The organism is Marinobacter guineae, assembly GCF_002744735.1.
In the GTDB taxonomy this organism is placed as follows: Bacteria; Pseudomonadota; Gammaproteobacteria; order Pseudomonadales; family Oleiphilaceae; genus Marinobacter; species Marinobacter guineae.
This window is the reverse complement of record NZ_KZ319340.1, coordinates 703,891-729,764: the sequence shown is the minus strand read 5'-3', so window position 1 is coordinate 729,764 and position 25,874 is coordinate 703,891. Positions and strand designations below refer to the sequence as shown.

Here is a 25,874-nt window from a genome sequence, read left to right as displayed (position 1 = left end):
CTCATGCTGACGCTGACCGCCAACGACGTTCGATTGGGTGCCACGGCCACTGACTGGCAAGACGCACTGCAACAGGCCGCCCGGGACCTTGAAGCTGCACGCCGAACCTCCCCCGATTACCTGGCCGGAATGATGGCCCGTGAACGGCAGTCGTCCACGGTGCTCGGTAACGGCATTGCCATTCCCCACGGTACACCGGAAAGCCGGGATGCCGTTCTCAAAACCGGTATCCGCATTCTTCAGTTCCCGCAAGGCATCACCTGGCACGACAATGCCCGGGTGCATGTGCTGGTGGTCATTGCGGCCCAGTCTGATGAACACCTGGATATTCTCCGCCACCTCACCCGTGTCCTGGACAAGCCCGGATTGGCGGAAAAGCTTGCTCGGGCTACTGACGCCACCGAACTGGTTGCCCTGCTTTCCAAAGCCCCTGCGGTGGCCAAATGCGACAACGAGACCCTGTGCCTGGGCATCGACGCTTCCACTCCTAACGAACTGGCCCTGATTGCCGCCGCCCGCCTGCAAAGCTTGCGCTGTGTGAGTACCGATTTTCTGGCGGAAATTATCGGCCAGCCGCCGGTGGCTCTCGGGCAGGGATTCTGGCTAACCCATCATACCGTTGGTGCCAGGCGTCCGACCCTGTCACTGGCCACGCCAAAGCGGGCGACGCCGGAACTCCGGGGTGTGTTCTGTCTGGCCGGGCCTGGCGATGAGTGCCACGACCTGCTGGACCGCATCGATAATTTCCTGGCACGCAATGAACCGATTGACGGCCTGAGTGGAGATGCCCTTCTGGCCCGGTTGTCCGGTGAGGCTGCCGATGCGGTCACCGCAAAAGTGACTCTGCTCAATACCCATGGGCTTCATGCCCGGCCGGCCAAGTATCTGGTGCAGGAGGCGCGACGCCATAACGCCAGCATCCGGATACGCGTGCTGGAAGGGGATGGCAGCGCTGTTTCGGCCACCAGCCTGACGCGCGTCATTGGTTTGGGTGCTCGCCGGGGGCAAATGCTGCTGCTGTCGGCGACCGGAGACGAGGCCGATCAGGCCATCGTGTCGCTGACCAACGCCATCGAAGACGGTTTGGGCGAGAACGTTGATCCGCTTCGCTCTGCTGAACCGCGCGCCCCGGTGCCGGAGGCTCAGCCTCCCGAACCCCTGGCCGATGACCAGCCGGTCAAAGCCGTTGCCGCCTCACCGGGGCTGGCGCTGGCGCCGGCCTTTGTGATGCGCCAGCCCGCGCTGGAATACCCGGATTCCGCGGCAGACAGCGAACAGCAGATCCAGCGCCTGAACCAGGCCATCGATGACGCGGATGGCCAGCTCCGGACCCTGATCCGCCATGCGGAGGGCGGTGAAGCCGCGCCAATTCTCTCGGTACACGTGGAAATGCTTCAGGACGAGGACCTGTATCAGGCCACGTTGGAGGCGATTAACGAAGGGGCCTCCGCCGAAGCGGGCTGGTGGAAAGCCATAGATACCGCGGCCCGCGCCCAGGAAGCGCTGTCTGACCGACTGCTGGCGGAACGTGCCGCGGATTTGCGGGACGTCGGCCGACGGGTGCTGGCCAATCTCTGCGGCGTGGCCATGCCAACGCCGCCGGATACCCCTTATATTCTGGTGGCCGACGATCTCGGGCCGTCGGATGTTGCCCGGCTGGATACGACCCGGGTACGTGGCCTGGTCACAGCCCGGGGTGGCGCGACCTCCCACAGCGCCATCCTTGCCCGGGCCCTTGGTCTGCCGGCTGTGGTGGGTGCCGGTGAGCAAATACTTACTATCGCCAATGGTTCCGACCTGGTGGTGGATGGTGAACGGGGCTGTCTGGTACCGAATCCGGGGGCTGAGCGCTGTGAACGGATTCGCCGTCGCCTGGAAAAGCTGGAAGCCTTGCAGGCTCAGGCCCATGAACACCGCAATCAGCCAGCCACCACAGAGGATGGTCACACCATCGAAGTCTGTGCCAACCTCGGCAATACCGCTCATACACCGGATGCCGTGGACCGGGGCGCCGACGGTGTCGGCCTGCTTCGTACCGAGTTCATTTTCATGGCCCATCCGGAAGCGCCGGACCTGGCTACTCAGGTGCGTGAGTACCAACATGCGTTCGATGCCCTGAACGGTTTGCCCCTGGTGGCCCGAACCCTGGACGTGGGTGGCGACAAGCCTCTGGATTACTGGCCCCTGCCCCAGGAAGACAACCCGTTTCTGGGCATGCGCGGCATCCGGCTGTCCCTGACCCGGCCGGATATTCTCGAAACCCAGGTGCGCGCCCTGCTGACTGCGGCGGGTGATCGGCCCCTGCGCATCATGTTTCCCATGGTCAAGGATCTGGAAGAATTCCGGGCTGCCCGGGCGATCGTTTCCAAAGTGCAGGCCGAAGTACCAGCCGGTGATGTTCAGGTCGGTGTAATGATCGAAGTGCCCTCCTGTGCCCTGCTGGCCTCTACCCTGGCGCCGGAGGTGGATTTCTTCTCCGTCGGCACTAATGATCTGACCCAGTACACCCTGGCCATCGACCGTGGCCACGGTCAGCTGTCGGCCGAGTCGGATGGCCTGCATCCGTCGGTGTTACGGCTGATCCGGATGACGGTAGAGGCGGCCCATGCGCATGATCGTTGGGTCGGGGTTTGCGGCGAACTGGCCTCCGATCCACAGGCCATCCCGGTCCTGGTGGGCCTGGATGTGGACGAGCTCTCGGTGACCAGTCGCCGGGTGCCTCTGGTGAAGGCCTGCATCCGCGGCCTGAACCTGGAAAACGCCCGCCAGCAGGCCGAAAAGGCCTTGGCCATGGCAACCGCTGCCGAGGTACGTGATGCCCTGGAGGTCTGGTGATGGCCAATATCCTCACCATTACCCTGAATCCGGCCCTGGACCTGAGTGTAGAAACCCCCGCTCTGGCCCTTGGCGAAGTCAATCGCACCGGTAACACCCGGCTGGAACCGGCTGGCAAAGGCATCAACGTGGCCCGTGTGCTGGCGAGGCTGGGCCATTCGGTCACCGTGACCGGCTTGCTGGGCGAAGCCAATGCCACCCCTTTTGAGCGGCTGTTCGCGGCTGAGGGGTTGCAGGACAGTTTTGTGCGCGTGCCAGGCCTGAACCGGATCAACGTCAAGATCGCCGAGCCCGGTGGCCGGGTGACCGACCTGAACGGACCGGGGTTCCAGATGCCGGAAGACGCCCTCGAGCGGCTGGAATCGCGCCTGGCGCGGCTGCTGGCCGAATGCGACGCGGTGGTTATCGGCGGCAGTCTGTCCGAGGGTTTTCCACCTGCCGGCGTTGCGGGTCTGGTGCAACAGGCTAACCGCGCTGGCAAACCGGTTTGGCTGGATGCCAGTGGTGAGGGTCTTAAAGCCGGGATCGAGGCGGGACCTTTTGCAGTAAAACCCAATACCGATGAGCTGTCCGGTTGGGCAGGGACGCCCCTGAACGATATGGCAGCCGTTGAATCCGCTGCCGCCCGGCTTCAGGGCGAGGGCATCGCCCATGTGGTGGTCTCCATGGGGCCAGACGGTGTGCTCTGGCACTCGCCCGCCGGCACCCTGAGATCCCGGGTGCCTCCGGTCCGGGTGGTCAGCACCGTGTGTGCCGGCGATACCCTTCTGGCGGGCATGCTGCACGGTGTTCTTGACCAGCAGCCTGCTGAAACGGTGCTGCAATACGCCACTGCCCTGTCTGCCGAATGCGTGCAACACATCGGTGTTGGCGATCCTGAAGCACCTGGTTTTCCAACCCTTCTCCAACAAACCCGGGTCTACCCCTGGCCCGGGGACAATAACACCGGGGAGACACCGTTATGAACCTGATTATTGTGACTGCCTGCCCCCAGGGTGTGGCAACCCGCTTTCTTGCTGCCCGGGCACTGGAGCGGGCAGCAAACCGTCGCGGCTGGTCGGTAACCACCGACAGCCGTGGACCGGATGGCAAGGCTGAAAGCCAGCCCGATGCTGAAACCATCGAACAGGCGGACCTGGTTATTGCCGCCGTGGGCGTAGCGGTAGACCTCGAGGCCTACGCCGGCAAACGCCTGTTGCAGATCCCGGTAACCGCCGCGTTGCCCGATCCGGATGGGATTCTGGACAGGGCTCAGGCGGAGGCCACGCCCTGGGACCCGGCCAGAGCCAACCAGGCACCAGTGACGCCGACAGCCTCTGGCGAGAGTGCAACCGCCGGTAAACGGATTGTTGCTGTAACCGCCTGCCCCACGGGCGTAGCCCATACCTTTATGGCGGCTGAGGCCCTCACCGCCGCGGCCGAATCCGCTGGCCACCAGATCCGGGTGGAAACCCAGGGCTCCGTTGGTGCCCAGGATCCCCTGACCGACGGGGAGATCGCTGACGCCGATGTGGTTATCCTTGCCTGCGACATCGAGGTGGATCCGAGCCGGTTTGCCGGCAAGCGGGTGTGGCGGACCTCCACCGGCGCGGCCCTGAAAAAACCCGCCAATACCGTTCGTGATGCTCTGGCCCAGGCCGTGGTCCTTGAGGCCGGACAGCAGAAAGCCGCCAGCAGTGCCGGCAGCGGAGAAAAGCGGGGACCCTACAAGCACCTGCTTACCGGCGTTTCCTTCATGTTGCCGATGGTGGTGGCCGGCGGTTTGCTGATCGCCCTGTCCTTCGTGTTCGGGATCGAGGCGTTTCAGGAAGAAGGCACCCTGGCAGCGGCCCTGATGCAGATCGGTGGCGGCACCGCGTTCAAACTGATGATTCCGTTGCTGGCCGGGTACATTGCCTGGTCCATCGCCGACCGCCCGGGCCTGGCGCCCGGCATGATTGGCGGCTATCTGGCCGGTGAGCTGGGAGCCGGCTTTCTCGGCGGCATTGTGGCGGGCTTCCTGGCCGGTTATGTGGCGCGTTTCATCAGCCAGAAGCTGCCGATGCCGGAAAGCATCGAATCCCTGAAGCCGATCCTGATCATTCCGCTGCTGGCCAGCCTGGTCACTGGTCTGGGCATGATCTACGTAATTGGCGAGCCCATGGCCGCGATCATGGACGGTCTGACCGGTTTCCTTGAGAGCATGGGCACCACCAATGCGATTCTGCTCGGCGGTATCCTTGGCGCCATGATGTGCTTCGATCTGGGCGGCCCGGTCAACAAGGCAGCCTACACCTTCGGCGTTGGCCTGCTCTCCGAGGGCAGCGGAGGTTCCGCACCCATGGCGGCCATCATGGCGGCGGGCATGGTACCTGCCATTGGCATGGGTGTGGCCTCGTTTGTGGCCCGCCGCAAGTTTGCCGAGGCCGAACGCCAGGCGGGCCGGGCCTCGTTTGTGCTGGGCCTGTGCTTTATCTCCGAGGGTGCGATTCCGTTTATGGCCAAGGACCCGCTGCGGGTGATTCCGGTGTGCATGGTCGGTGGCGCCATTACCGGCGCCTTGTCGATGCTGTTCACGGTGAAGCTGATGGCGCCCCATGGCGGGCTGTTTGTCTTGGCCATTCCGAACGCGGTCAGTTCGGTGCTGCCTTACCTGGTTGCCATTGCCGTGGGATCACTGGTGATCGGTTTCGGGTACGCCCTGGTGAAAACGGGTAAGGCGGAAGTGGCGGCAGCGACAGGCTGAAGGCCGTTGGCAGATGAATCAAAAATGGCCCTGCAATGAGGGCCATTTTTGTTAACCGAAGTGGAAAAACGCCAGCTTGTTACCGTCCGGGTCTTTCACGTAGGCGCCGTAGAACTGGTTGGGAATGCGTTGCCCGGGTTCGCCGTCGCAGGTGGCCCCCAGTTCGATGGCCTTGTTGTAATGGGCATCCACCGCCTCTTTTGAGCCCGGCTGCAGGGCCAGCATGTTGCCGTTGCCAGGATGGTTCGGCTCACCGTTGAACGGTTTGCACACCGCCAGCATGGGAGAGCCCATGTTCTTGCCGATAAAGGCAATGCGGTCCAGATCCAGAAGCACTTTTGCGTCCAGATCCGCCAGCAGATCCGAGTAAAATTTCTTCGCTTTCTCCATATCACTGACGCCAAGGGTGACGTATCCGATCATGGTTTTTCTCCGTTAATGATTGGTTTGGGACTGGTTATTACGTCCGGCCCGCCGGCAGGATCACTTTCCCACTCCGTTTACGACTATCCGGTTTCTGCCTGCTCGCTTTGCAGCATACAGCGACTGGTCGCAGGCTGAGAGCAAATCCCTTACTGAGGTGGCATTGGCGCCGGCCCCGGACCAGTTAACCACGCCCGCGCTGAAGGTCACGTTAAAGGCTTCGCCATCATCGCTCACGAATTCTTCCGCCTCAAGGGCAACCCTCAGGGACTCTGCCACCTGCTCGGCCTCGTCCAGGACGGTACTGGGCATGAAGATGATAAACTCTTCGCCCCCGGTCCGGGCCACAATGTCGGATTTACGTGTCCGTTTTTCGATGATTGTGGCAAACCGCTGCAGTACTGCATCACCGGTAGGGTGCCCATAGGAATCGTTAATGCTCTTGAAGAAATCGATATCCAGCGATACGAGGGAGAAATCATCGCCATAGCGTTCACTTTCCGCAACCGATTCTTCCAGTTTCCTGAGCATGTAGCGGCGGTTATAAAGGCCGGTCAGTTCATCGGTAATGGACAGTTGTTCCAGTTCCAGTTCCAGACCCTTCTGCCGGTCGATGTTAGTGATTATGCCGTGCCAGGTAATCGTGCCATCCGGATCTTTTTCAGGCCGGGATACTCCTCTTACCCAGTTGACCCGGTCATTGATTGCAACACGGTATTCGCACACCCATTCGCCCATCGTCCGGGCGGAAACAGAGATGCTCTCATGGAGCGCGGCCAGATCTTCCGGATGGACCATGTTGAAGATTGTGTCTGGGTCGCGAAGCGCCGCTTCGGGGGATACCCCGTAAAAGTCCCAGGTTTTCTCGCTCATGAACGAAAAGTAATAACGCCCATCCGGTTCAAGAACAAAGGTGTAGATAATACCCGGCAGTGATTTGGAGAGCTGCTCCATCTGGTGCTGGCTCACCACCTCCCGGGTAACATCAAGGTGGGTTCCCATCAGCCAGCGAGTGTCGCGACCCTGATCGTCAGTCAGCAGCGTTCCGCGGGTGTGGATATAGCGCCAGTCTCCGTCCTTGTGGAGCATGCGGATTACACATTCAAACTTCTGGCTTGCTCCGTCGAGATAGCGGGCGAGTGCCTCTCTCGCCTGTAGGAGATCGTTGGGATGGCACAGGTTTTCCCAGGTCTGGAAGGTAACAGGTTCGAGTTCTTCCAGGCTGTAACCGAGAAGCTGGGCCCAACGATCATTATAAATAACCTCCTGGGTATCGAGGTGCCACTCCCAGGTGCCAGCGCCCGTGCCTTCAAGAATTGCTTTCAGTCGGATTTCCGGTGTCAGTTCCATGTGTTCCGTCACTTTGCAGCCTGGAGTCAGGCTCCAGTGCCCGCCCTGTTTTCCCAGTTGAAGGTTTGTGCCCAGTCCAGTGCCTGGCTCAGGGGCAGCGGTTTGCTATAGAAAAAGCCTTGACCGAGATTGCATCCCAGTTCTATCAGTTTGGCTTCAACGGCGAAACTTTCAATGCCTTCGGCGACCAGGCGCCGTTTGAAGCTTTTCGAGAGGCTGACGATAGCGCTTACGATCATGTCGCTGTCGTTATTGTCGAGCATGTCCATTACGAAGGAACAGTCGATTTTGATTTCCTTGGCAGGCAGACGCCGGAAAAGGTCCAGTGAAGAGTAGCCGGTACCGAAATCATCAAGAGAAATATCAACGCCCAGTTCCCGGCACGCCGGCAGGTAGCTCTCCTTGGCGGCGATCTGAGGCCAGATCGCTGGAGACAATCACCTCGCCGGTTACCATGGGCTGGCCCAGAATGTTGTCCAGACGGTCAAAAACCAGGCCCCGTTACTGAAGTACTTCGCCTATGAAACCGAACTCGCTACCAGTCAGTGACAGCAAATCACTGAGCATCAGCTCGAAGGCCGCCCGCTCGATGTCACTAGTCAGGAAAACATTCTGGGCCCGGTGAATCGAGCGGCTGAGGTGGGAAACGGGGACATGTTTATTGTCGTCAATAATGCAGAGCGTGCCTATCTTGAAACCGCTGGGTTCACGTACGGGCATGCCAGCATAAAAACGTGTGTGAGGTTTGCCGGTAACCAGGGGGTTCTTCTGGAAGCGGGGATCCCTGGTGGCATCTTCCACCAGCAGAATCTTGTCCTGCTGGATGGCATAGTCACAGAATGCCACGGATCTTGGTGTTTGAGGGGTATCCAGAATACCCAAGCGATCGAGCGCAGCCAGTCTGCGTTTTTCGATGCTCGGGTTTTCCATGGGCCAGTCTTCGCATGAGGTTCAGCGTCGATTGTTAGTTTATTCGCCTTTAAAACGGCCGGGGCTCATAACCCCGGCCATCAAAGAGGTCAGTTTACGCCTGAACGGGGCGCCGGCTTAGCCAGCCACTCGTGTCCTTTCAGCATGCCGTGCCAGTAAAGGGCGGGCAGTTGTTTGGCTTTCAGGTACCAGGCGGCCCTGGTTGCCTTGGTGCCATCGTTGATCCATTTCGGGAAACTCGGCTGTAGCACGCCGCCGTAGCCGAACTCCGCCAATACGATCTTGCCGTTTTCCACCGTGAGAGGGCAGGAGCCATAGCCAAGATAGGCGGCCCGCAGAGGTTGGTTGTGCAGGCTGGCAACCAGGTTTTCGGCCACTACCGGCGCCTGTTTGCGAACCGCGGCGGCGGTTTTGGCATTTCCCGTGCCACTGACATCGCCAAGACCAAAGATGTTGGTGTGGGTCTTGTGGCGAAGGGTGTCATCTTCGAGATCCAGCCATCCGCCCTCGTTGGCCAGGGCAGATTCCCGGATGAAGTGGGGAGCCCGCTGGGGTGGCACTGCATGCAGCATATCGAAACTGACTTCGCGGTCCTGGCTGTTGCCGTCACCGTCTGTTGTCCGGAAGACAGCGGTTTTCGAGGGGCCGTTTACCGCAACCAGAGTGCTCTGGAAGTTCAGATCAATGCCGTATTTCTGGATATAGGCCTCAAGAGCCGGTACATAATCCGGCACGCCAAACAGAACGGCCCCGGCGTTATGGAACTGGATGTCCAGGTTGTTCAGCACACCATGCCTGAGCCAGTAATCCGCCGACAGGTACATGGCCTTCTGGGGTGCGCCGGCACACTTGATCGGCATCGGCGGTTGGCTGAACAGGGCGCGGCCCTTCTTCAGACTCTGGACCATCTCCCAGGTGTAGCTGGCCATGCCTTCGCGATAGTTGGATGTTACGCCGTTGGAGCCGAGGGCGTCCTCCAGCCCCTCAATACCAGCCCAGTTCAGTTCCAGCCCCGGGGCTAGCACCAGGGCCTTGTATTCAACCGAAGAGCCGTCTTCCAGAACGACCTGATTCATTTCTTGATCCACCGACGTCACCGCCTGCTGGTACCAGGACACGAAGCCGGGCATAACTTGCGACATGGGTTTGGAGGTGACTTCCGGCCGGAAAACACCGCCTCCCACCATGGTCCAGCCAGGCTGATAGTGATGTCTGTTGGCCGGTTCGATGATGGCAATGTCGATATTGCTGTCACGTTTTCGAATGCTGGAAGCGACCGAAATGCCGGCAGCCCCGCCGCCCACGATTACGACCGTATGTGTTTTGACGCTGCCATTGGGTGTTGTGGTGCTGGTCATGCCTGGAACCTCTTGTCTTTGTTTTGCTGTGCGTGCTTTCGCTTGAGATATATCAAAGCCTACCAAACAAAAGGTTCTATCGTTAGAATATTTACGAATATGCCAGGTGGAGCCTCTTTGTCGCAGGCATAAAATCGAAAGTGACTTTGTCACTGAAGGATGTTCTGAAGCCGAGTAATTTAGATGTGTAGTTTATCGATCAACTGAAAAAGGAGATTTTCCCATGATCAAATCTTTCAAGGCCATGGTTGTTGCCGCATTGCTCGCGCTTGCGCCTTTCGGTGTGCATGCCGATAACCATAAGGGTGCCATTGAAGAAGTACTGGTGATCCTGTCCAGCGATTCCCTGCAAACCCAGGGTATGGCGATGGTGCTCTCCAATACCATGGCTCAGCAAGGGGCCAAGGTGAATGTACTGCTATGTGACAAGGCTGGTGATCTGGCCCTGAAATCCTATGAAGCCCCGGCCCTCAAGCCGAAGGATGTCACCCCTGGCCAGATGCTTCGCGGCCTGCTAAAGCAGGGTGGTGAGGCCAAAGTCTGTGCCCTGTACCTGCCCAACAGTGAGTACAGCAAGGATGACCTGATTGACGGCGTTGGTGTTGCCATGCCGCCAGAGATGGCGGGACAGATGCTGAACCCGAAGATGCGCACGTTCACATTCTGAGTATGCAGGCCTGAGGCGGTCGGCAAGACCGCCCAGGCCGTGCGACGCCGGGCGATCTGTATTGAGGATTAGCGGGTGTCTTCGAGGTCTTCGTAACCGGTAACCATGGGTTTGATCAGGCTGGTCACCTTTGCGCCCATGGTTGCCATGTAGACATGGGCAATGATGAAAATGAGCATGGCAAAGGCTGCTGCCGTGTGGACGAGGGCTACCGTTTCCAGTTCCAGCGCTCCGGAAAGCGTTGCCGGCCAGTCGTTATAGAACAGGTAGAGCAACCCGGTAAGCCAGATCACAGGTGTAATCATCAGCTTGAAAAACAGATAGGCGAGCCGCTGCAGAGGGTTGTGCTTGGCCCGGGTGGTTTTTCGGTACGGGTGCTCGGCGCCGGTAAATGTACCGATGAGGTAGTAACGGATGACTGGAAACAGCCCGTTCCTGGTCGGGATGTATTGGCGCCATTCGCCAGTGGTAATGTGCCAGAAAATGGCAAACAGCCACAGGACGATCAATGCCCAGGCAGCCAGGGTATGTAGCCGGGCAGCATCACCGAAGCCGAGTACCGAATAACTGCCGTGGATCTCGAAGCCGGTAAACAGCAATGCGAAGATCAGCAGCGCCTGGAACCAATGCCAGAAACGCTCGAAACGTTTGTAGATCATTACCCGGCTCATGACCGCTTCCTCCCTTTGATCAGAATTCGCGCCACGCCATGAAGTACTACGCCCACCAGGGTCAGTGCCACCAGCAGCCAGCCGATGCGATCCAGCCAGATGTTGCCGTTGTGCCCCGGCATGTAGATCCCGGCAATTCCGGCCAGCCGGCTTTCACTGGCATGGCAGGAAGCGCAACCCAGCGCCTGCTCGGCCGGAGGCACCATGTGGGTAATAGGCCAGTGCATGGTGGTTTCGATAAAGTCGTAACTGCCACTGAACGGCATGCCGGACATCTCGCTGCCCGCCTGAAGGGCTTTCGGCCAGCTGAAGTTGCTCCACAATGACGTATCGTCGGCACCAAACACATGGGTGGCCAGCAAGGTTTCCAGTTCGGTGTCATAGGGCTGTTTACCGCGCATGACCTTGAACGGCCAGATGCGGGACCCCGGGTCGTCCGGGCCGCCTTCAACCCGGTTGATTTCAACAGGTGGATGGTCCACGTCCAGTTTTTCATCCACAAGGGTGTATTTAACCGTGCCATCGAACCAGGCATAGCTGGGCACCACATTCTCTCCGTGGCGGAAGTCCCCTTTCTCACTCATGTAGCTGGGGTGGCCGCTGTCATCGTATTCGGTGATCGGCTCTCCGTTTTCATCCAGCCTGCCGGCGGTTGACCAGTCCCACCAGATTTTAGTGGGGACGCCGCCCCGGGCGAATGCCGGCACATGGCAGGTCTGGCAGGCGAGGGTGTCGACATGGTCGTTGAGTTTTTGCTTCTGGTGCGGCGTAGCCCCATGGCAGGATTCGCAACTGGCGCGGCTGAAATCGGTGTGCCCCGGCACATCAATGCCCAGGGTGTCTTTGGCGTTCACCTGGTAGCGACTTCCGGACACCTGATGGCCCCAGCTGGTATGGCAATCGGCACAACCGAAGTTCAGGCCGTCCGGCGACATGTGCACGTCCAGTGACCGTGGTGGATCGACCAGGGAGGAGTCCAGATCGCCGTGCTTTACCCCGTCACCGCCGCCACCGTAGAAATGGCAACTGCCGCAGTTGGCCCGGCCACTGGCGCCGACATTTTGTGCGATGGACTCAAGATCTGGCGGTTGAACCATCTTGCCGCTGCCTTTGGGCCATTCCCGGGGCATGTAGGTGGGATGACCGGCCAGGGTGGGAAACTTCCAGTATTCGCCGGTGGTGTCGTGGCACACCAGGCAATCGACAGCGTTGTCTGCGGTGGGCGGTGGCTGCTTCATGTCTTCCCAGCCATAGCCAACGTGGCAGGAGGTGCAGCGCGCTTCATTGGTAATCGCCATACCACAGAAGCTGTTAATGACCTTGCTTTTGCCAAGGGTCTGCCCGGTTTCCGGGTGCTCGTAGGTCCAGGTCCAGTGAGTGGTTGCGCGGATCTGTTCGCCGGCTTCGGTATGGCATCCCAGGCAGGCTTCCGTGACTTCCTGTGCGTTGTCAAAGGGGCCCTCAAGCACCTCGAACTTGCTGTGATCGGCTGTGGCGGGTGGGCGCTCGGCACCAGAAACAGCAAAGCCGGAGCAGATTAATGCCCCGGCCAGTGCAATATTCGCAGCGCGCCTGCCAAAACGACCAAGCAGACGGTCCCTTGCTGATCTTTCCATGTTCTACGCTCCCCGATCCCGGATTCGGAATCATCAGAACTGCCGATAAACTCCCTGCTACTGCAACATCAAGGCTGAAAATCAGTATAGTCCGGGGTTAAGGACGATAGATTTTTTCCGGGTTCAGGGTCATTGACCAAGGCAGCCCGTCGTTCTGCCAGCCACTGACGATCCTCATGCCCTTTTTCTTGCCGTCTTTGGCTCCACCGCCCTGAAAGCCGTTATCAATGTATTTCACATTGGTAAAGCCCCGCTCCAGCAGGTATTCGGCACTGGGCTTGCCCCGGGTGGAGCCCGAACGGCACATGGTAATGATCAGTGCGTCTTTGTTGAGGCCTTTTTCCTTCAGGGCTTTTTCCACGTCTGCCGCGAAATCCGGATTGGTGTTCATGGCGAACCGGCCCTTGTCGGCAAGAAACTCAGAGCGATCCACCAGTTTGAACGGGATGTTTTTGTCGATTGCGTCTGTGTAGCCGATGAACATGATCTCCACCGGATCGCGGACATCGACAAAAAGGATCTCATCGCCCTGTTCCTGAACCATGTCATAGGTCTGCTGGGGGGTAAGAGAGAGGGCATCCTCGGCTTGGGTGTTGAAGCTGAGAGCGAATGCAATTAAAAAACCGAATACTAGATGTTTCATCGTCGTTTCCTCCTGGAATCAGACTTCCCCCGACTGTTTCTTGAGCATACCCCTGCGGTGTCGGGCCCCTCAAGTACTGTTATAAGCCTATAACTTCTGTCTTGACCGGGATCAAAGCGGAAAGGGGTGCCTGCCGGCTGGCAAACACCCTTTGTTATCCGCGAACCAGATTAAAGCTTGGTGGTGCGAAGGTAAGGACGGATCTCATTCCAGCCATTCGGGAACAGGCCCTTGGCTTCCTCGTTGGAGATGGAGGGCGGAATGATCACATCATCACCCTTGCGCCAGTCAGCAGGCAGGGCACAGTTGTTCGCGTCGCTGGTCTGGAGCGCATCAATCACTCGCAGAATCTCATCGAAATTCCGGCCCACCGCCATCGGGTAGGTCATGGTCAGACGGATTTTCTTGTTCGGATCGATAATGAACACGCTGCGTACCGCGGCGGTTTCACTTTCACCCGCATGGATCATTTCATACAGCTCAGCCACCTTGTGGTCCGCGTCGGCAACGATCGGGAACTGCAGGTCACAGTTCTGGGTATCGTTGACGTCTTCAATCCACTTGACGTGCTCTTCAACGGTGTCTGTGGACAAACCCAGCGGCTTCACGTTGCGGGCCGAGAACTCCTTCGCAAGCTGGGCAGTACGGCCCATTTCAGTGGTGCAGACCGGTGTGAAATCGGCCGGGTGGCTGAAGAAGAATACCCAGGAATCCCCCGCCCAGTCGTGAAAGTTGATCTGGCCGGCGGTGCTGTCGATGGTAAAGTCCGGTGCGGTATCGCCAAGTCTTAAACTCATGGTGAATCTCCTGTCGGGTTTTGCTTCTGGAGGCTGGGCGCCTCGTCATGTCGAAATCACAATAACCCTTCAGTCTCAGGTTATGCAATATAGTTCTATCTATAGAACTCATAGGCTTAACGAATCGAGGACCTTAACACTGGCTTTTCCGGGCATCAGCCCGGAAAAGCGGACCGTTCAGGCCTCCGGGAAAGCCGTCCAGCCGTCCAGCCAGGTAGATGTAGCGCGGGGGTTGATCGCACCCTGATATTCTGCGGATTCGTCGAAAAATTCACTTTTCGGTGGCCGCTTCGCTTTCATGGTGCGCATCATTCCAAGGGGCCTGAAATGGGGGAAGGATTCGTCACTGGCTGAGATCTGCAGGCCGCTCTCCACCTGCACCGAATTGGACAGCGAGGGCGTACGAATCCATTTCTCCTCATTGAAATCAAAATCATCATCTTCCGCTTCTTCCGTCGCATTAAGATTGCCAAGACGGCCATTATTCGACAGCAGGTTATGGCTGAAGGTCAGGGCTTTCATGCCGACAAGCGCGGTTATTTCGTCGCGGGTATCCAGCGCTTCAATGGCAAAGCTGTCGATAATCATGTTGTGGAAGTGGCCACCGGACCCTTCACGCAGAAGGATAGCGCGATGTTCCTTGGCCGAGCGGCCACTGCCATACAGGGTGACGTTGTAGAACGTAGGTTCTGATCGCGGCAGAGCGGAATGGTTAGACCCGTTATTATCGCCTTCAAAGGCGTTATCTCCGGCATCCCGGTGTTGCTGGATAACGGCAAACTGAACACGGCCATTCCAGCCCCAGTCCCAGTCAATACTGTCATCGGCGGCACCGGTGACCACAATGTTCTGAAGGTCCACGGTACCCCCGAACATTTCAATCCCGTCGTCCAGTGCCCGATGAACCTGCACGTTCTGCACGATGGTGTTTGAACCACAAGCGCCCAGGGTGAGGCCATTAAGCTCGTTATTTTTGTAAACTTCAAATCCGGCGAACTCGATTCGTGTGTATTGCAGCACGCCACAACTGTGCTCTGGATCCGATCCACCGAACCGGCCTCGAAGATCGGTTTCAGGTACCCCTTCTATGGCGGCATCGGGCTCATTAACGGGTGCCTTGCCTAGCAGAACCACCCCACCCCAGTCGCCCCGGGCTCGTTCGCCGTCTGGCTTTGCGCTGGTGAATACAACGGGTTCGTTCCGGCTGCCCCGGGCAAAGAGTTTGGCGCTGGATGTGACAATGAGCGCGGAACCGGCCTCGCCTTCGATAACCACACCGGGCTCAATGGTCAGTTGGGCGTTGTCTACGAAGATCGTTTCTTCGAGCACGTAGCGTTTTCCCGTCTCCCAAACCGTATCGGTGACGATATCCGAATCGACACGCACCGCACGGTTCTCGAACGCGGTGAAGCCAGCCACTGTGGCCACGGCCACACCCAGAACCGGTAGAACCACCAGGGCATTGCGGCCAAACCAGCTCCGGCGATTGGCCGGGCGGGCTGCAGATGTTTTCAGTGGCTGATCAGGAGCCTTTGCCATTAGCGGCCGGCCATCATCGTTGGCCATGACTTCCCGGGCCAGCGCCTGCAGCTCCGGGGTGCCGTTGGCTTCGACACGTCTGAGAACATCCGTCCGATACGCCGGCTCCCGGAGCAACACGTTCAGGTGGACAAAGTCGACACCAGGGCATGCCCCTTTATCGATGCGGCGTTTAAGGCGCCAGAGTTTTTCTACCAGAAGGGATGAGTGGTCGGACATTACTGCTGCTCCGTTGGAATGGGAGCACCGTTTTACAGGACGCAGATGAAAGCTTTATGTCAAAGGCCTGAATCAATGTCCCGTTCGGGCGCTGTCACTCAATTGCCATAACCGGCTGATAGCTTCAGAGCCAATCTGGCCAGGCTACAGATCCGCCTGCCATCTGATTCAGGACCAGGAAAGTTGCCAACGGAAGGCTCGTCGAACCACCAGCAAAACGCCATTCCGCCAGAGTGACTTGAATGCACCATAAGCTCACCTCCTCCCTCAGTGCTGTCCAGATTGCCATGCTGGTTCTGGGTGCGTTAACGGTGGTTTTCATCTGGGCCCTGTTTGTTTTCCAGACCAATACGTCCCGTACGGAAGCACTTCAGGCATGGCAGTCCGAGCACCGCAACCTTGCTCTGATCGTTTCTGAAAGCCTCAAGCAGATGACAGACCGTGCCAAGGTGATGGGCAGCCTGGTGACAGAGGATTCACAGGACGAAACCTTTGGCTCTGAGCCGTTGCTGACCTTGCTGGCTGAAGACCCGGTGTTTAACCGGCTGAGTGTTTACGACGGCAACGGGCAATTACTGTATGCCAGCCACCCGGACTCCGCCCGGGCCAATCTCGCTCAATGGTACGGCCAGCTTGAAAATCATCTGAAACAGTACGGTTTCGTGCCGGTGTTGCCGCTGCGAACGGAAGCACCCGAATCCGACAATGGCGCGCCCGGATGGCGTTTACCTTTCCTGGTGCCCACTGGCGAGCGGGATCAAACCGGTTTGACCAGACTGGTCCTGATTGAGCTGGATATCGGCTACCTGGCAGGCCTGCTCCAGCATGTGGAACTGGGGTCAAAGGGATTCATTCAGGTACTGGACGCCCAGGGCGATGAATGGATGCGTGCCGATACCAGCGGTGTCATCGTGGGTGGTATCCGGGTGCCGCGCATTCAGCCAGCCTTGCATGGCCGGGTAAGCAGTGGCCATGCGACCTTTGAGGAGAATGGCGAGCCCTATCAGTACATTTTCGTCACCCGGGCTATTCATGGCTTTACCGTGAGTGTTAGCCAGCCCAACGGTGAGATTTTGGGTCCACTGCGCAGCGATCAGAACAAACAGCTGGTGCTGAACATTCTGATGACCCTGTTGGTGGGCGCCATTGTGTTCTGGCTGGTTCGTGCTCTGAAACAACAACAGTCTGTGTTGCATGCACTACAGATATCGGAGCAAAGAAACCGGCAACTGATTAACCGTCTTGAAGGCGAGCATGCCCGCAGCAGCCGGGCAGCATCCATTGACCATCTCAGTGGTCTGTATAATCGCCGGCAATTTCTCGATATTGCCTCGGATGCCCTCAGTGATCAGAGGCGGAACCGACGGCTGTCGGCCTTGTTGTTCATCGACCTGGACCGGTTCAAGTTGATCAACGATTCCCTGGGTCATGAGGTGGGCGATCTACTGCTCCAGGCGGTTGCCGGCAGAATCCGGCGATTGCTGGGGCCTGAGGACGTGGCGGCCCGCTTTGGCGGTGATGAATTCGTGGTGTTGCTAACGGATAATCGAACCGAAAGTGATATCGAGCAGTGGGCGGCCGGGCTCACCAGCCATTTGTCCGCCACCTATGAACTCAACGGGACCGAACTGAACAGCAGCCCCAGCATCGGTATCGCCCTGTGCCCGAGGGATGGCCAGACCATTGAAAACCTGCTCCGCTGTGCCGACGCGGCCATGTACTCCGCCAAGAAGGCAGGCCGGGGCCAACATCGGTTCTTTGACCAGTCGCTCAACCTGAAGGATGTGGAGGAATTTCATCTGGAACAATCCTTCGCTGAGGCTCTGCGCAACCGGGAATTTGTGCTTCATTACCAGCCCCAGGTTTGCCTCGATTCCATGAAAATCATCGGTTACGAAGCCCTGGTGCGATGGCAGCATCAGGAGTTCGGCCTGCTTTATCCGGACCGATTTATCCCGATGGCGGAAAACAGCGGATTTGTAATTCCTCTGGGGCTGGAAGTCCTGCGTCTGGCCTGCGCCCAGGTTACCCAATGGCAGGTTGAGGATGTCCCCGTACGGCTTGTCGCCGTCAATGTCTCTCCGATCCAGCTGGCCCAACCGCAGTTTTGCCGGCAGGTGCTTGAAATAATCAGCGAGCACGGCTTGAAGACCGGCCAGCTGGAGCTGGAAATTACCGAAACCGCCATGCTGGATGCGAGGGCGGTGGAGAGCCTGCATTGCCTCAAGGCGGCGGGGGTGAAACTCAGCCTTGATGACTTTGGCACCGGCTATTCCGGATTTGCCCACCTGGAAGCCGTGCCGGTGGATAAACTCAAGATCGACCGGAGCCTGATCGCAAAAATCTGCAACAGCCACGACGACAGCCCGATCGTCTCCTCAACGATTATTCTGGCCAAACGGATGCACCTGAAAGTCGTGGCCGAAGGCGTGGAAACCCGTGAGCAGCTGGTCCATCTCAAGGTTGCCGGATGCGACATTGCCCAGGGTTACCACCTGAGCCGTCCGATACCACCAGCGGAGGTACCGGGCTTTCTCAGGGCGTTCGCGGGGTCGGAGGCGGTGGTCTGATGGTCAGGGTCATGGTTTTTTTGGTTGGAGTTTCTGTCTCCTGTTTTCTGACAGCCGGCGAGAAACAGGCAGGCGAGTGTGAGCTCTCGGGGCTCACCTTTACCGTGATTCCAAAGAAAGATATTGATGAGCAGCTCAAGGAATACCAGCCCCTGATGACGCTTATCAGCGAGGGCCTCGGTGTGCCGGTTGAAATGGTCCGCGCCAGCTCCTATGAAAGCGTGATTGACTCGATGGTGTCCGGCGCTGTGGATGTGGCTGTATTAGGGCCGGCGGCCTACATGATTGCTCACAGAAGAAACGCTGGCATTGAAGCCTTTGCTTCCCTGGCTGTCGATGGCGGGCACTTCACGCCCGCTGGTAGTTTTTACTACTCGATCCTGATCGTCAGGGGCGATAGTGACGCAACGGCAGCCAGGGAATTACGAGGTGCCCGTGTCGCTCTGGGCGATCCCTCCAGCACCTCGGGTGCCCTGATCCCGAAAGCCGTTTTCCCTGACGCGGTTGGCCTGCCTTTCGGCCAGTTTTTCGGTGCCCGGGTTTTCGCCGGAGGCCACGACAAGTCCATGGACGCCCTGCTGGCCGGAACGGTTGACGCCGCCTTTGTCTCCAGCGCCCGCGCCGATGAATACCTGAAGCGAGGAATGATCAGCAGGGATACCTTTCGCGTGCTCTGGCGATCACCACCCCTGCACTACGATCCTTTCGTTTTCCGCGGTGACTTGTGCCACTCTGTCCGTCAGGGAATTATTGACTTGATGACAACACCCTCAGAGCGTTTGCAGGTCTTTCTTGCAAGCCAGCATGCGTCCGGAATTACCCGCATGACGCATGGGGATTACGAGGCGCTTGATCGATTGATGTAGACCACCTCCGTCACTTCGCCTTGATTTTCGAGGGCTCGTGAAACAACGGGGTATACTCGACAGGTAAGTCGAAACTGCCCGCCTCAGCCACAGTTCTGGCAGTTCGCTCCAACGTCAGTGCCAGCCGCTCAAACATGCCTTCGATGATAACCGTTTTCTGATCCGGGTCCCTTTGGGCATGAATCGCCTCAAGCAGCCTGGCGCTCACCTTCCGGAACGCCGGATTGACGGCACCCCGGGCGCTTAACAGGTAGGTTTCGGCCAGGGTCTGCTGCCACTCCTTCAGAAGCGTATCAACCGTGGGACTGCGATGGTCCTGAATCAGCCTGCGCAGCCGAATGGACACATGCCCGAGATTAAGCCCGGTGAACCCCAAGTCTGTCATCGTGCGTTCGCTGCTTTCAGAGCTCTGGTCATAATTGGCCAGCCGCAACAGGCGCTCCCCCATACGGCCATTGAACCAGTTTTCCGGCTGTTCGTGATCGTCAATTGCGGTCAGATCACGGGCCGTTGATCTCAGCAGGCGGCGCTGCATAAACCGGCTGTCCGGCGGGGTGATGAGTTTGAATACCCAATAGAGAATACTGATCCCCACAAACAGGCCCAGCGCGATATTCACCGCGCTTTCGGCATTGAATGTCATGCTGTTGCTAGGCTGCGTGATGATGGTGAACGGAATACAGAAGCCCAGCCCGTACGGCAGCGTGGAACGTTCAGCAAGGGCCAGCAGGCCAAAGAAATAAGGGCCGGCCAGAACCAGAACCAGGAGTTCAAAATTACCACTGGCCCGGGACAACAAGCCCAGTCCGAAGATCAGGGCGACGGGAATAGCCGCCGTTGCACCAATCAGAACCCGCCGCAGAATAGGCGTCAGCGCAGCCAGCGAGAAGCGGGCAAACATCACGGAAAATACCACGGGCATGATCATGATCATCAAGGCCGCCAAGCTTGCCGTCTGGATCCAGATCACCGCCCCGATGAAAAATATCATGGCGGTGCGAAACCCGTTGATTAGTCCGATCAGTGGATCCCGATGGGTTTCCAGCATAGGCGCTTTGAGCAACGTCTGATCCCGGCTTTCCAGCGCGTTATAGGCCCGCAATACCACCACCAGATCACTCACCAGCTCCAGTGCCGTCCTGGTCAGCCGTGTGACGATGGCGGACTCATTCCTGAACCCGGTCCGCTGCTCCAGCAAGGATCGCCGCAGCGCATGGGCAAGCCGGTAACCTTCCTGGTAGTTGTCTGCTTCCGCGATTTCCCCGAAGTAGTGGCGCATTTGGCTGAGCACCTCACTGAACGCGGGTGACACCAGGTCGCCATGATTCCGGTGGAAACGCCCTAAAATCTGAGTAACCGCCAGCAGGGACATCACCTTGTTGCACAACAGATGGGCCGCCCTGCTCCGGCCCGCGCCTTCCGGGCCTTCGTAGGTAACAGCGCTGGAATCGTCATTGAGCGCCACCAGGGTTTCGAGAATCTCGTCTGCATGTTGGTGACGCTGCTCGTGGGAGCTTCCAGGCTCCAGCTCCAGCGTGAGATAGGCCAACGTTTTGTTGATCACCTTGCGGGCATTCGCACGCAAACCATCTTTCACAGTGACCGGCCACAACAACTGGCTCACCAGCATGGCACACACTGCGCCGGTGGCGATTTCGCTGATCCGGGCCTGGGCGATGGCAAAAACCGCCTGGCTGTTAGTTGTGCTGGCATCCGCCATCACCAGGATAACGACCAGCCCGGCCGTCATCCCCGCCATCGCGAACGCGTAGATATAGTTGGTGTTGTGCACCATGGAGGAGGCTGCCGAATTCAGACCAATCCACAGCGTTAACAAGCCCAGCGCCAGAAGGGGGTACGGGGTCAGGAATGCAAGCACCAGAATGCCAAAGCCGCCGCCAACCGCCGAACCCACGATCAGGCAAAGCGCCTTCTCGATCACCAGTCCGCTTTCCGGTCGGATCTGCAGGAAAACCGCTGCAACCAGCGCCCAGTAAGGACGATCCAGTTGCAGGGCCATCGACACAAACAACGCCAACGCCATGGCGACCACACCCTTGATCGCGAAGATCACGGCGTATCGGTTCGGCGTCAGGAGTTGCGCCAATAGCGGATGGTGAGACATAGGCGCCGGCCAGCTACTCGGAGTCCAGATCAATCGAAACCGTCATCCCGGCACTCAGATGTATACCCTCCGGCACCGGGTCCAGTGCAATATCCACCGGAATTCGCTGGGCCAGCCGCACCCAGTTAAATGCCTGCTGCACCTGTGGCAGCATCTGCGGGTTGCTGCTGGTATTGGTATCGGCAATCCCCGGAGCAATGCTGACGACCGTCCCAGTCAACTTCCGGTCGCCACCCATCAGTGTCATCCGAGCGGTCTGCCCCACCTGCACCAACTGCAGTTTGGTTTCTTCAAAGTACCCGGTGACATAAAACGAATCGGTTTTCACCTCAGACAACACCGCCTCCCCTTTGTTGACGTAATTGCCCTGCCGCAAATGGAGGTTGTTGATGGTGCCGTCTGCCGGCGCCACCACCTGTGTGCGCCCCAGATCAATACGCGCCGACTCCAGTTCCGCCAGGGCAAGTTGGTAACTGGCTTTTGCTGACTCCACATTAATGCGGTAGGTTTCCAGGTCTTCCTTGGTGATGGTTTGGGGATCAGAGACCCCCTGTCGACTCTGATACCTATGCCTGGCCAGCTCCAGAGCACTGTGTTTCTCTGTGACTTTTGCTCTGGCTTGTGCAAACACCGCCTGATAGCGCGTGTCGTCAATAGTAAAGAGCGGATCGCCCTGGTTTACAGCCTGATTGTTCTTCACGCTCACTTGCGTGACCCAGCCTGAAACATCTGGCGCAATCGTGATGACATCGGCACGTATCCTTCCGTCGCGGGTCCAGGGCGAATACAAGTAATGGTTCCAGACCCAGCTGCCGGCAACAACCGCTAGCGCAACCACCAGCAACGTAACACCAACACGCAATAGCTTTCCCATCGGTCTTTCCTAGTTTCCAAACAGATAAACAATCATTGCCAGATAGCACACAAACGATGCGACATCGAACCATGCCTGCTTCCAGATGTATCTGCGAAGGTCCAGGCGGTGCAACGCCAGCCGGGTGACCGCGCTCAAGATAAACGCCATCGGCACCAGCACCAACAATGGACTGAAAAGCATTCCGCCAAAGCTCAGTTCGTGAAGCATGCGTTCCTTCTCGTTGCGTGGTGAGGTGGCTACCCCCGAAAACTCAGAACTCACCCGTCATGGTAGTTGGAATTCCACCCGACGTTGGACTCTCTCAATAAAGTTGGGCGAGACAGAGGTTTGAGGGTGAATTGGCAGTCTTTTAACAGGCTGGTTTGCAGCTGAGCAGAAGCTTTTGAGATAAGGGGAATAACCAAGCGGGAAAGTGGTGCGCTTATTTTCTATTGAGACTATCTAATCAATCGTCCGGTACTCGGCTTCGGAGAAAGTGATCTGATCCATGGCGGCAACGAATCTTATGCGATTGGCGATGACCGTATTATCACTGATTTCGAGACTTATTCAGAGTCTCCTTAGCACTATATGTGGGCTCATCACGAGCCCAGCAGAGAATTATTCTGCCGGGCTACCTGAAGGGCTGATTGAGCGATAAAAAGCGATAGCTGGCGGTTTCAGGAGGTCCGGAATCGGCTTACCAGTCCCGACAATGATTTTGAGTTGTCGAGCAGAGTATCCGCCGAGACAGCTGTTTCTCTGCCCTTCTCACTGGTTTCTTTTGATTTGTCTGCAATGGTTACCAGCCGTTCTGTAATGTCCTCACAAACACTGGTCTGCTCTTCCGAAGCTGAAGCAATCTGCTCGTTCATTTGGGTTATTTCACCAATCGAACTGACAATACGGTTGATGGCATCCACTACCTCGGTATTTTTCGTTAAAGCCTTGCTACTGCGGTCGTTTGATTGCCGGATAGAATCAACTGCAGACCTCGCCTTTTTATCAAGAGAAGCGATCATCTCGGCGATTTCGTCCGTGCTCCTCTGAGTTTTCTGGGCGAGGCCTCTGACCTCATCGGCAACCACCGCAAACCCACGGCCATGCTCCCCTGCTCTGGCAGCTTCGATAGCTGCGTTCAGGGCTAGTAGATTTGTCTGTTCTGCAACACTGTTGATTACTTCTACAACCTTGTTGATGCTTCCGACCCCCTGACCCAACTCTTCAACCTCATAAGCCGCAGCGGAAATGTCATTAGCCAGCGCGTTCATTTCAGCTGCAGCGTCAGAAACCGTCTGTTTCGCAGTGGCGGTTTCTTTTTCTGCATCTGTAGCTGCGGACGCGGCAGTTGAAGCATTTGAGGAAATTTCGTTAGCAGCGGACGTCATTTCGGTGACGGCCGTAGCCACCTGGTCCGTTTCTGCATCTTGTTCATTCACCAGATCGGCCATTTTACCTGCATGGCCAACGATGCTTTCCGAATTCTCATGGGCCCGCTCCGCGTTGGCCTTAACGTCCGTTATCAGGCCCCCAAGCAGTCCAAGGAACCGATTGAAATTATCGGCAAGCTGACCCAGCTCGAATTTATCGTTAACTTTTATCCGAGCCGTCAGGTCAGCATCACCTTCAGAGAGGTCCGCAACAGACTTGGAGATTGTCGCAATCGGTGAGCTGATCGTCCGGCTAATTAAAATGCCCACCAGCACCGAGCCGATCACTGCAATAATGGCTATGGACATAAAAATGATTTGTGAGCTTTTGAGCTCGGATTCGCCGGCTTCTGCTAGTACGCCAAGGACAGCGTTAACGTCATCAAAATAAAAACCCGTCCCAAGCACTACATCCCACTTTTCAAGGTGAATGCTGTATGAGGACTTAGGTGACGCCTCGGATTCACCAGGCTTGGGGAACCAATAGGTGTAGTACCCATCACCGTTCACCGCGCTTTTTACAATCCCCCGGACCAGGTAATTCCCCTTTTGGTCCTGTAAATCCCAGAAGTTCTCGCCAAATCCTTTGTCGGATTGGCCAAGTACAACGCGATCTCCGGTCTCTGTGTAGCCAAAGATGTAGCCGCTTTCACCGTATTTCAGATCTTTCAGGATTGGCAGGGCATCTTCCAGGTCGCCACCGTTTTCGTAAATGTGAGCAATGGAGCTGTATGTCATTTCCATCAGCTGTTTCAGCTCGCTGCGCTTCAGTTCAGTGACATCTGCGCCAACCGATTCCATCTGCTTATCAACAAGATTGCGGGTCTGATATCCAAAGGTGAAATATAGGATGACCCCCAAAGACAAAACAGGCAGCAGAGCGAGCAACAGCAACCTGCTGCGGATTGAAATCGGCATAACTTTACCTCAGCGTATGCCGAGTCCATGGCATGTATGTGTTTGATGAAATGATGAATTTATTTTACATCATGACAACTTGATGTGTGTAGCGCATCTTTTATCAGGGGCGACCAGGTATCTGTAACCATTTCCCAACGTCGATGCGTGAGAACAGTAATTATTGGGTCGATATCTACGATCCGTCATCCGTTCTCACAGATGCTAATGAACTCCTTTTTGCTTACACCTTCTTGGGAGAATTAGCTTATGCGCAGTACAAGTTTCCGTCACGAATGGACAGTGATCAGGTGACCCGCATTGCTGAAATGGTCGCAACCAAATACGAACGGTGGGACAAGGTTTCTGGGAACCCGGAGCTGGGACCACTTCAAGGTTTTGGTGGCTGATCAAAATGATCGGCGAGTGACTATTGTCCATTGCGAGGCTCTACGAGGTAGGTTCAAGAGCGCAAAAGAGCTGGGTTATAGGTTGCGGCTCATCTGCGTGATAAAAATAGAGGTGACGGAAGCGAAAGCGTTCGAGTGCAGAGATACTGCATTTCAGGATGACGTTGAGTGAATCGATGTGGATGAGGGGCCGTGTTGGGTTTATGTACCCAATCTGTACCCAGCCGGAAACGAAAAAGGGCCCACCCGAAGATGCGCCCTAAGTCGTTGAAATCTGGTCGGCGTGGCAGGATTCGAACCTGCGACCCCTTCGTCCCGAACGAAGTGCGCTACCAAGCTGCGCCACACGCCGATCAACGGCCGGTATTATACGGATTCGCTTTGGTTTTACCAGCCCTCGGCGGATAAAAGCGCATCTGCAAACTTGCTGAGGTTGTCGTAGATGGTTACCTCGACGCCGGGTATCGGCCTGGCGTCCAGATGGCGTTCGGTGTCCTGGCCGTTGCCGGTTCTCACCAATACCGGTTGGCATCCTGCGGCGTGGCCGGCTTCCAGATCCTTGCGGCTGTCTCCCACCATGATCGCGCCTTTGAGGGTGTCCAGGTGAAAATGCTGGCGGATCTGTTCCAGTAGCCCCGTTAGCGGTTTTCGGCAGTGGCACTGATCGTTGGGGTGGTGGGGGCAATACGCGATGAAGTCGATGCAGCCGCCCTGGGCTTCCACCAGGCGCTCCAGCTTTTCATGCATGGCGTCCAGTTCATCGAAGCCGAAATAGCCTCGGGCGATGCCGGACTGGTTGGTGGCGATGGCGATGCGGTGGCCGGCGTTACAGAGCCGGGCCACCGCTTCAACGCTGCCGGGAATGGGGTGCCATTCATCCGCTGAGCAGATGTAGTTGCCATCGTACTCGTTAATGACCCCGTCCCGGTCGAGGATAATCAGCATCG

The 25,874-nt window shown here is 57.5% G+C and carries 22 protein-coding genes and 1 tRNA gene; 7 read left to right on the top strand and 16 right to left on the bottom strand.

What is annotated here, in order from left to right; genetic code table 11:
- Positions 1-3 precede the first annotated feature (3 nt).
- Genes ptsP through CLH62_RS11400 form a run of 3 tightly spaced genes read left to right on the top strand, consistent with a single transcriptional unit; the run spans position 4 to position 5,560 of the window.
- Positions 4-2,835 carry a phosphoenolpyruvate--protein phosphotransferase gene (gene ptsP, locus CLH62_RS11410; RefSeq protein WP_099618276.1) on the top strand — a complete coding sequence of 944 codons (2,832 nt, stop codon included), beginning with the start codon at positions 4-6 and terminating at the stop codon, positions 2,833-2,835.
- A complete protein-coding gene (pfkB, locus tag CLH62_RS11405; RefSeq protein WP_099618275.1) occupies positions 2,835-3,800 on the top strand; it encodes a 1-phosphofructokinase in 966 nt (321 codons plus the stop codon). Before ptsP ends, pfkB begins: the two co-directional genes overlap by 1 nt.
- On the top strand, positions 3,797-5,560 hold the full coding sequence (locus CLH62_RS11400) for a PTS fructose-like transporter subunit IIB (protein ID WP_099618274.1): 1,764 nt from the start codon (positions 3,797-3,799) through the stop codon (positions 5,558-5,560). The genes pfkB and CLH62_RS11400 overlap by 4 nt, the downstream gene beginning before the upstream one ends.
- Positions 5,561-5,611: 51 nt before the next feature.
- Here the strand turns inward: CLH62_RS11400 and CLH62_RS11395 are convergent, their stop codons facing one another.
- From CLH62_RS11395 to CLH62_RS11375, 5 genes are all read right to left on the bottom strand, one after another.
- Positions 5,612-5,983, bottom strand: coding sequence for a VOC family protein (locus tag CLH62_RS11395; RefSeq protein ID WP_099618273.1), 372 nt, complete (start codon positions 5,981-5,983; stop codon positions 5,612-5,614).
- Positions 5,984-6,043: 60 nt separating this feature from the next.
- A complete protein-coding gene (locus CLH62_RS11390) occupies positions 6,044-7,333 on the bottom strand; it encodes a sensor domain-containing diguanylate cyclase (RefSeq protein WP_099618272.1) in 1,290 nt (429 codons plus the stop codon).
- Positions 7,334-7,359: 26 nt separating this feature from the next.
- Positions 7,360-7,770 carry an EAL domain-containing protein gene (locus tag CLH62_RS21415; protein WP_099618271.1) on the bottom strand — a complete coding sequence of 137 codons (411 nt, stop codon included), beginning with the start codon at positions 7,768-7,770 and terminating at the stop codon, positions 7,360-7,362.
- A gap of 64 nt (positions 7,771-7,834) precedes the next feature.
- Complete coding sequence (locus tag CLH62_RS21410; protein ID WP_099618270.1) at positions 7,835-8,263, bottom strand: GAF domain-containing protein; 429 nt, start codon at positions 8,261-8,263, stop codon at positions 7,835-7,837.
- 89 nt (positions 8,264-8,352) lie between these two features.
- Positions 8,353-9,621: an NAD(P)/FAD-dependent oxidoreductase gene (locus CLH62_RS11375; RefSeq protein WP_099618269.1), complete on the bottom strand. Its 1,269-nt coding sequence runs from the start codon at positions 9,619-9,621 to the stop codon at positions 8,353-8,355.
- Between the two features lie 223 nt (positions 9,622-9,844).
- On the opposite strand from CLH62_RS11375, the gene CLH62_RS11370 reads away from it, so the two are divergent.
- Complete coding sequence (locus tag CLH62_RS11370; RefSeq protein ID WP_099618268.1) at positions 9,845-10,288, top strand: DsrE family protein; 444 nt, start codon at positions 9,845-9,847, stop codon at positions 10,286-10,288.
- 68 nt (positions 10,289-10,356) lie between these two features.
- Here the strand turns inward: CLH62_RS11370 and CLH62_RS11365 are convergent, their stop codons facing one another.
- The 5 genes from CLH62_RS11365 to CLH62_RS11345 form a co-directional block, all read right to left on the bottom strand.
- Positions 10,357-10,959: a cytochrome b/b6 domain-containing protein gene (locus CLH62_RS11365; protein ID WP_099618267.1), complete on the bottom strand. Its 603-nt coding sequence runs from the start codon at positions 10,957-10,959 to the stop codon at positions 10,357-10,359.
- Positions 10,956-12,575 carry a tetrathionate reductase family octaheme c-type cytochrome gene (locus CLH62_RS11360; protein WP_099618266.1) on the bottom strand — a complete coding sequence of 540 codons (1,620 nt, stop codon included), beginning with the start codon at positions 12,573-12,575 and terminating at the stop codon, positions 10,956-10,958. The genes CLH62_RS11365 and CLH62_RS11360 overlap by 4 nt, the downstream gene beginning before the upstream one ends.
- 97 nt (positions 12,576-12,672) lie before the next feature.
- Positions 12,673-13,218, bottom strand: coding sequence for a rhodanese-like domain-containing protein (locus tag CLH62_RS11355; RefSeq protein ID WP_099618265.1), 546 nt, complete (start codon positions 13,216-13,218; stop codon positions 12,673-12,675).
- A 170-nt stretch (positions 13,219-13,388) separates the two neighbouring features.
- Complete coding sequence (locus tag CLH62_RS11350; protein WP_099618264.1) at positions 13,389-14,015, bottom strand: peroxiredoxin; 627 nt, start codon at positions 14,013-14,015, stop codon at positions 13,389-13,391.
- Positions 14,016-14,192: 177 nt separating this feature from the next.
- On the bottom strand, positions 14,193-15,773 hold the full coding sequence (locus CLH62_RS11345) for a hypothetical protein (RefSeq protein WP_099618263.1): 1,581 nt from the start codon (positions 15,771-15,773) through the stop codon (positions 14,193-14,195).
- A gap of 242 nt (positions 15,774-16,015) precedes the next feature.
- Between CLH62_RS11345 and CLH62_RS11340 the strand changes: the two genes are divergently transcribed.
- Together CLH62_RS11340 and CLH62_RS11335 are read left to right on the top strand one after the other, a co-directional pair.
- Complete coding sequence (locus CLH62_RS11340) at positions 16,016-18,343, top strand: putative bifunctional diguanylate cyclase/phosphodiesterase (RefSeq protein WP_099618262.1); 2,328 nt, start codon at positions 16,016-16,018, stop codon at positions 18,341-18,343.
- 11 nt (positions 18,344-18,354) lie between these two features.
- Positions 18,355-19,209, top strand: a complete 855-nt coding sequence (locus CLH62_RS11335; RefSeq protein WP_170005788.1) for a phosphate/phosphite/phosphonate ABC transporter substrate-binding protein — start codon at positions 18,355-18,357, stop codon at positions 19,207-19,209.
- A 10-nt stretch (positions 19,210-19,219) separates the two neighbouring features.
- On the opposite strand, the gene CLH62_RS11330 is transcribed toward CLH62_RS11335, so the two are convergent.
- The 4 genes from CLH62_RS11330 to CLH62_RS11315 form a co-directional block, all read right to left on the bottom strand.
- A complete protein-coding gene (locus CLH62_RS11330; protein ID WP_099618260.1) occupies positions 19,220-21,334 on the bottom strand; it encodes an FUSC family protein in 2,115 nt (704 codons plus the stop codon).
- A 13-nt stretch (positions 21,335-21,347) separates the two neighbouring features.
- Positions 21,348-22,208 (bottom strand): efflux RND transporter periplasmic adaptor subunit, encoded by an 861-nt coding sequence (locus CLH62_RS11325; protein WP_099618259.1) that lies wholly within the window; start codon positions 22,206-22,208, stop codon positions 21,348-21,350.
- A 9-nt stretch (positions 22,209-22,217) separates the two neighbouring features.
- Entirely contained in the window at positions 22,218-22,418 is a 201-nt protein-coding gene (locus tag CLH62_RS11320) for a DUF1656 domain-containing protein (RefSeq protein WP_099618258.1), read from the bottom strand.
- 452 nt (positions 22,419-22,870) lie between these two features.
- Entirely contained in the window at positions 22,871-24,538 is a 1,668-nt protein-coding gene (locus tag CLH62_RS11315; RefSeq protein ID WP_099618257.1) for a methyl-accepting chemotaxis protein, read from the bottom strand.
- A 143-nt stretch (positions 24,539-24,681) separates the two neighbouring features.
- On the opposite strand from CLH62_RS11315, the gene CLH62_RS21240 reads away from it, so the two are divergent.
- Positions 24,682-24,927, top strand: coding sequence for a hypothetical protein (locus CLH62_RS21240; RefSeq protein ID WP_099618256.1), 246 nt, complete (start codon positions 24,682-24,684; stop codon positions 24,925-24,927).
- A 275-nt stretch (positions 24,928-25,202) separates the two neighbouring features.
- Here CLH62_RS21240 and CLH62_RS11300 read toward each other — a convergent pair.
- Together CLH62_RS11300 and gmhB are read right to left on the bottom strand one after the other, a co-directional pair.
- Positions 25,203-25,279: transfer RNA gene (locus tag CLH62_RS11300), tRNA-Pro, on the bottom strand.
- A 35-nt stretch (positions 25,280-25,314) separates the two neighbouring features.
- Positions 25,315-25,872, bottom strand: a complete 558-nt coding sequence (gene gmhB, locus CLH62_RS11295) for a D-glycero-beta-D-manno-heptose 1,7-bisphosphate 7-phosphatase (protein ID WP_099618254.1) — start codon at positions 25,870-25,872, stop codon at positions 25,315-25,317.
- Positions 25,873-25,874 lie beyond the last annotated feature (2 nt).

Bases quoted from the DNA above. Each gene is read 5' to 3' on its own strand.
- CLH62_RS11390 (WP_099618272.1), bottom strand. From the start codon at position 7,333: ATGGAACTGACACCGGAAATCCGACTGAAAGCAATTCTTGAAGGCACG.
- ptsP (WP_099618276.1), top strand. From the start codon at position 4: ATGCTGACGCTGACCGCCAACGACGTTCGATTGGGTGCCACGGCCACT.
- gmhB (WP_099618254.1), bottom strand. From the start codon at position 25,872: ATGCTGATTATCCTCGACCGGGACGGGGTCATTAACGAGTACGATGGC.
- CLH62_RS11355 (WP_099618265.1), bottom strand. From the start codon at position 13,218: ATGAAACATCTAGTATTCGGTTTTTTAATTGCATTCGCTCTCAGCTTC.
- CLH62_RS11360 (WP_099618266.1), bottom strand. From the start codon at position 12,575: ATGGAAAGATCAGCAAGGGACCGTCTGCTTGGTCGTTTTGGCAGGCGC.
- CLH62_RS11365 (WP_099618267.1), bottom strand. From the start codon at position 10,959: ATGAGCCGGGTAATGATCTACAAACGTTTCGAGCGTTTCTGGCATTGG.
- CLH62_RS11395 (WP_099618273.1), bottom strand. From the start codon at position 5,983: ATGATCGGATACGTCACCCTTGGCGTCAGTGATATGGAGAAAGCGAAG.
- CLH62_RS21240 (WP_099618256.1), top strand. From the start codon at position 24,682: ATGCGTGAGAACAGTAATTATTGGGTCGATATCTACGATCCGTCATCC.
- CLH62_RS11375 (WP_099618269.1), bottom strand. From the start codon at position 9,621: ATGACCAGCACCACAACACCCAATGGCAGCGTCAAAACACATACGGTC.
- CLH62_RS11315 (WP_099618257.1), bottom strand. From the start codon at position 24,538: ATGCCGATTTCAATCCGCAGCAGGTTGCTGTTGCTCGCTCTGCTGCCT.
- CLH62_RS11335 (WP_170005788.1), top strand. From the start codon at position 18,355: ATGGTTTTTTTGGTTGGAGTTTCTGTCTCCTGTTTTCTGACAGCCGGC.
- CLH62_RS11320 (WP_099618258.1), bottom strand. From the start codon at position 22,418: ATGCTTCACGAACTGAGCTTTGGCGGAATGCTTTTCAGTCCATTGTTG.
- CLH62_RS11330 (WP_099618260.1), bottom strand. From the start codon at position 21,334: ATGTCTCACCATCCGCTATTGGCGCAACTCCTGACGCCGAACCGATAC.
- pfkB (WP_099618275.1), top strand. From the start codon at position 2,835: ATGGCCAATATCCTCACCATTACCCTGAATCCGGCCCTGGACCTGAGT.
- CLH62_RS11340 (WP_099618262.1), top strand. From the start codon at position 16,016: ATGCACCATAAGCTCACCTCCTCCCTCAGTGCTGTCCAGATTGCCATG.
- CLH62_RS11325 (WP_099618259.1), bottom strand. From the start codon at position 22,208: ATGGGAAAGCTATTGCGTGTTGGTGTTACGTTGCTGGTGGTTGCGCTA.
- CLH62_RS21410 (WP_099618270.1), bottom strand. From the start codon at position 8,263: ATGGAAAACCCGAGCATCGAAAAACGCAGACTGGCTGCGCTCGATCGC.
- CLH62_RS11370 (WP_099618268.1), top strand. From the start codon at position 9,845: ATGATCAAATCTTTCAAGGCCATGGTTGTTGCCGCATTGCTCGCGCTT.
- CLH62_RS11400 (WP_099618274.1), top strand. From the start codon at position 3,797: ATGAACCTGATTATTGTGACTGCCTGCCCCCAGGGTGTGGCAACCCGC.
- CLH62_RS11350 (WP_099618264.1), bottom strand. From the start codon at position 14,015: ATGAGTTTAAGACTTGGCGATACCGCACCGGACTTTACCATCGACAGC.
- CLH62_RS11345 (WP_099618263.1), bottom strand. From the start codon at position 15,773: ATGTCCGACCACTCATCCCTTCTGGTAGAAAAACTCTGGCGCCTTAAA.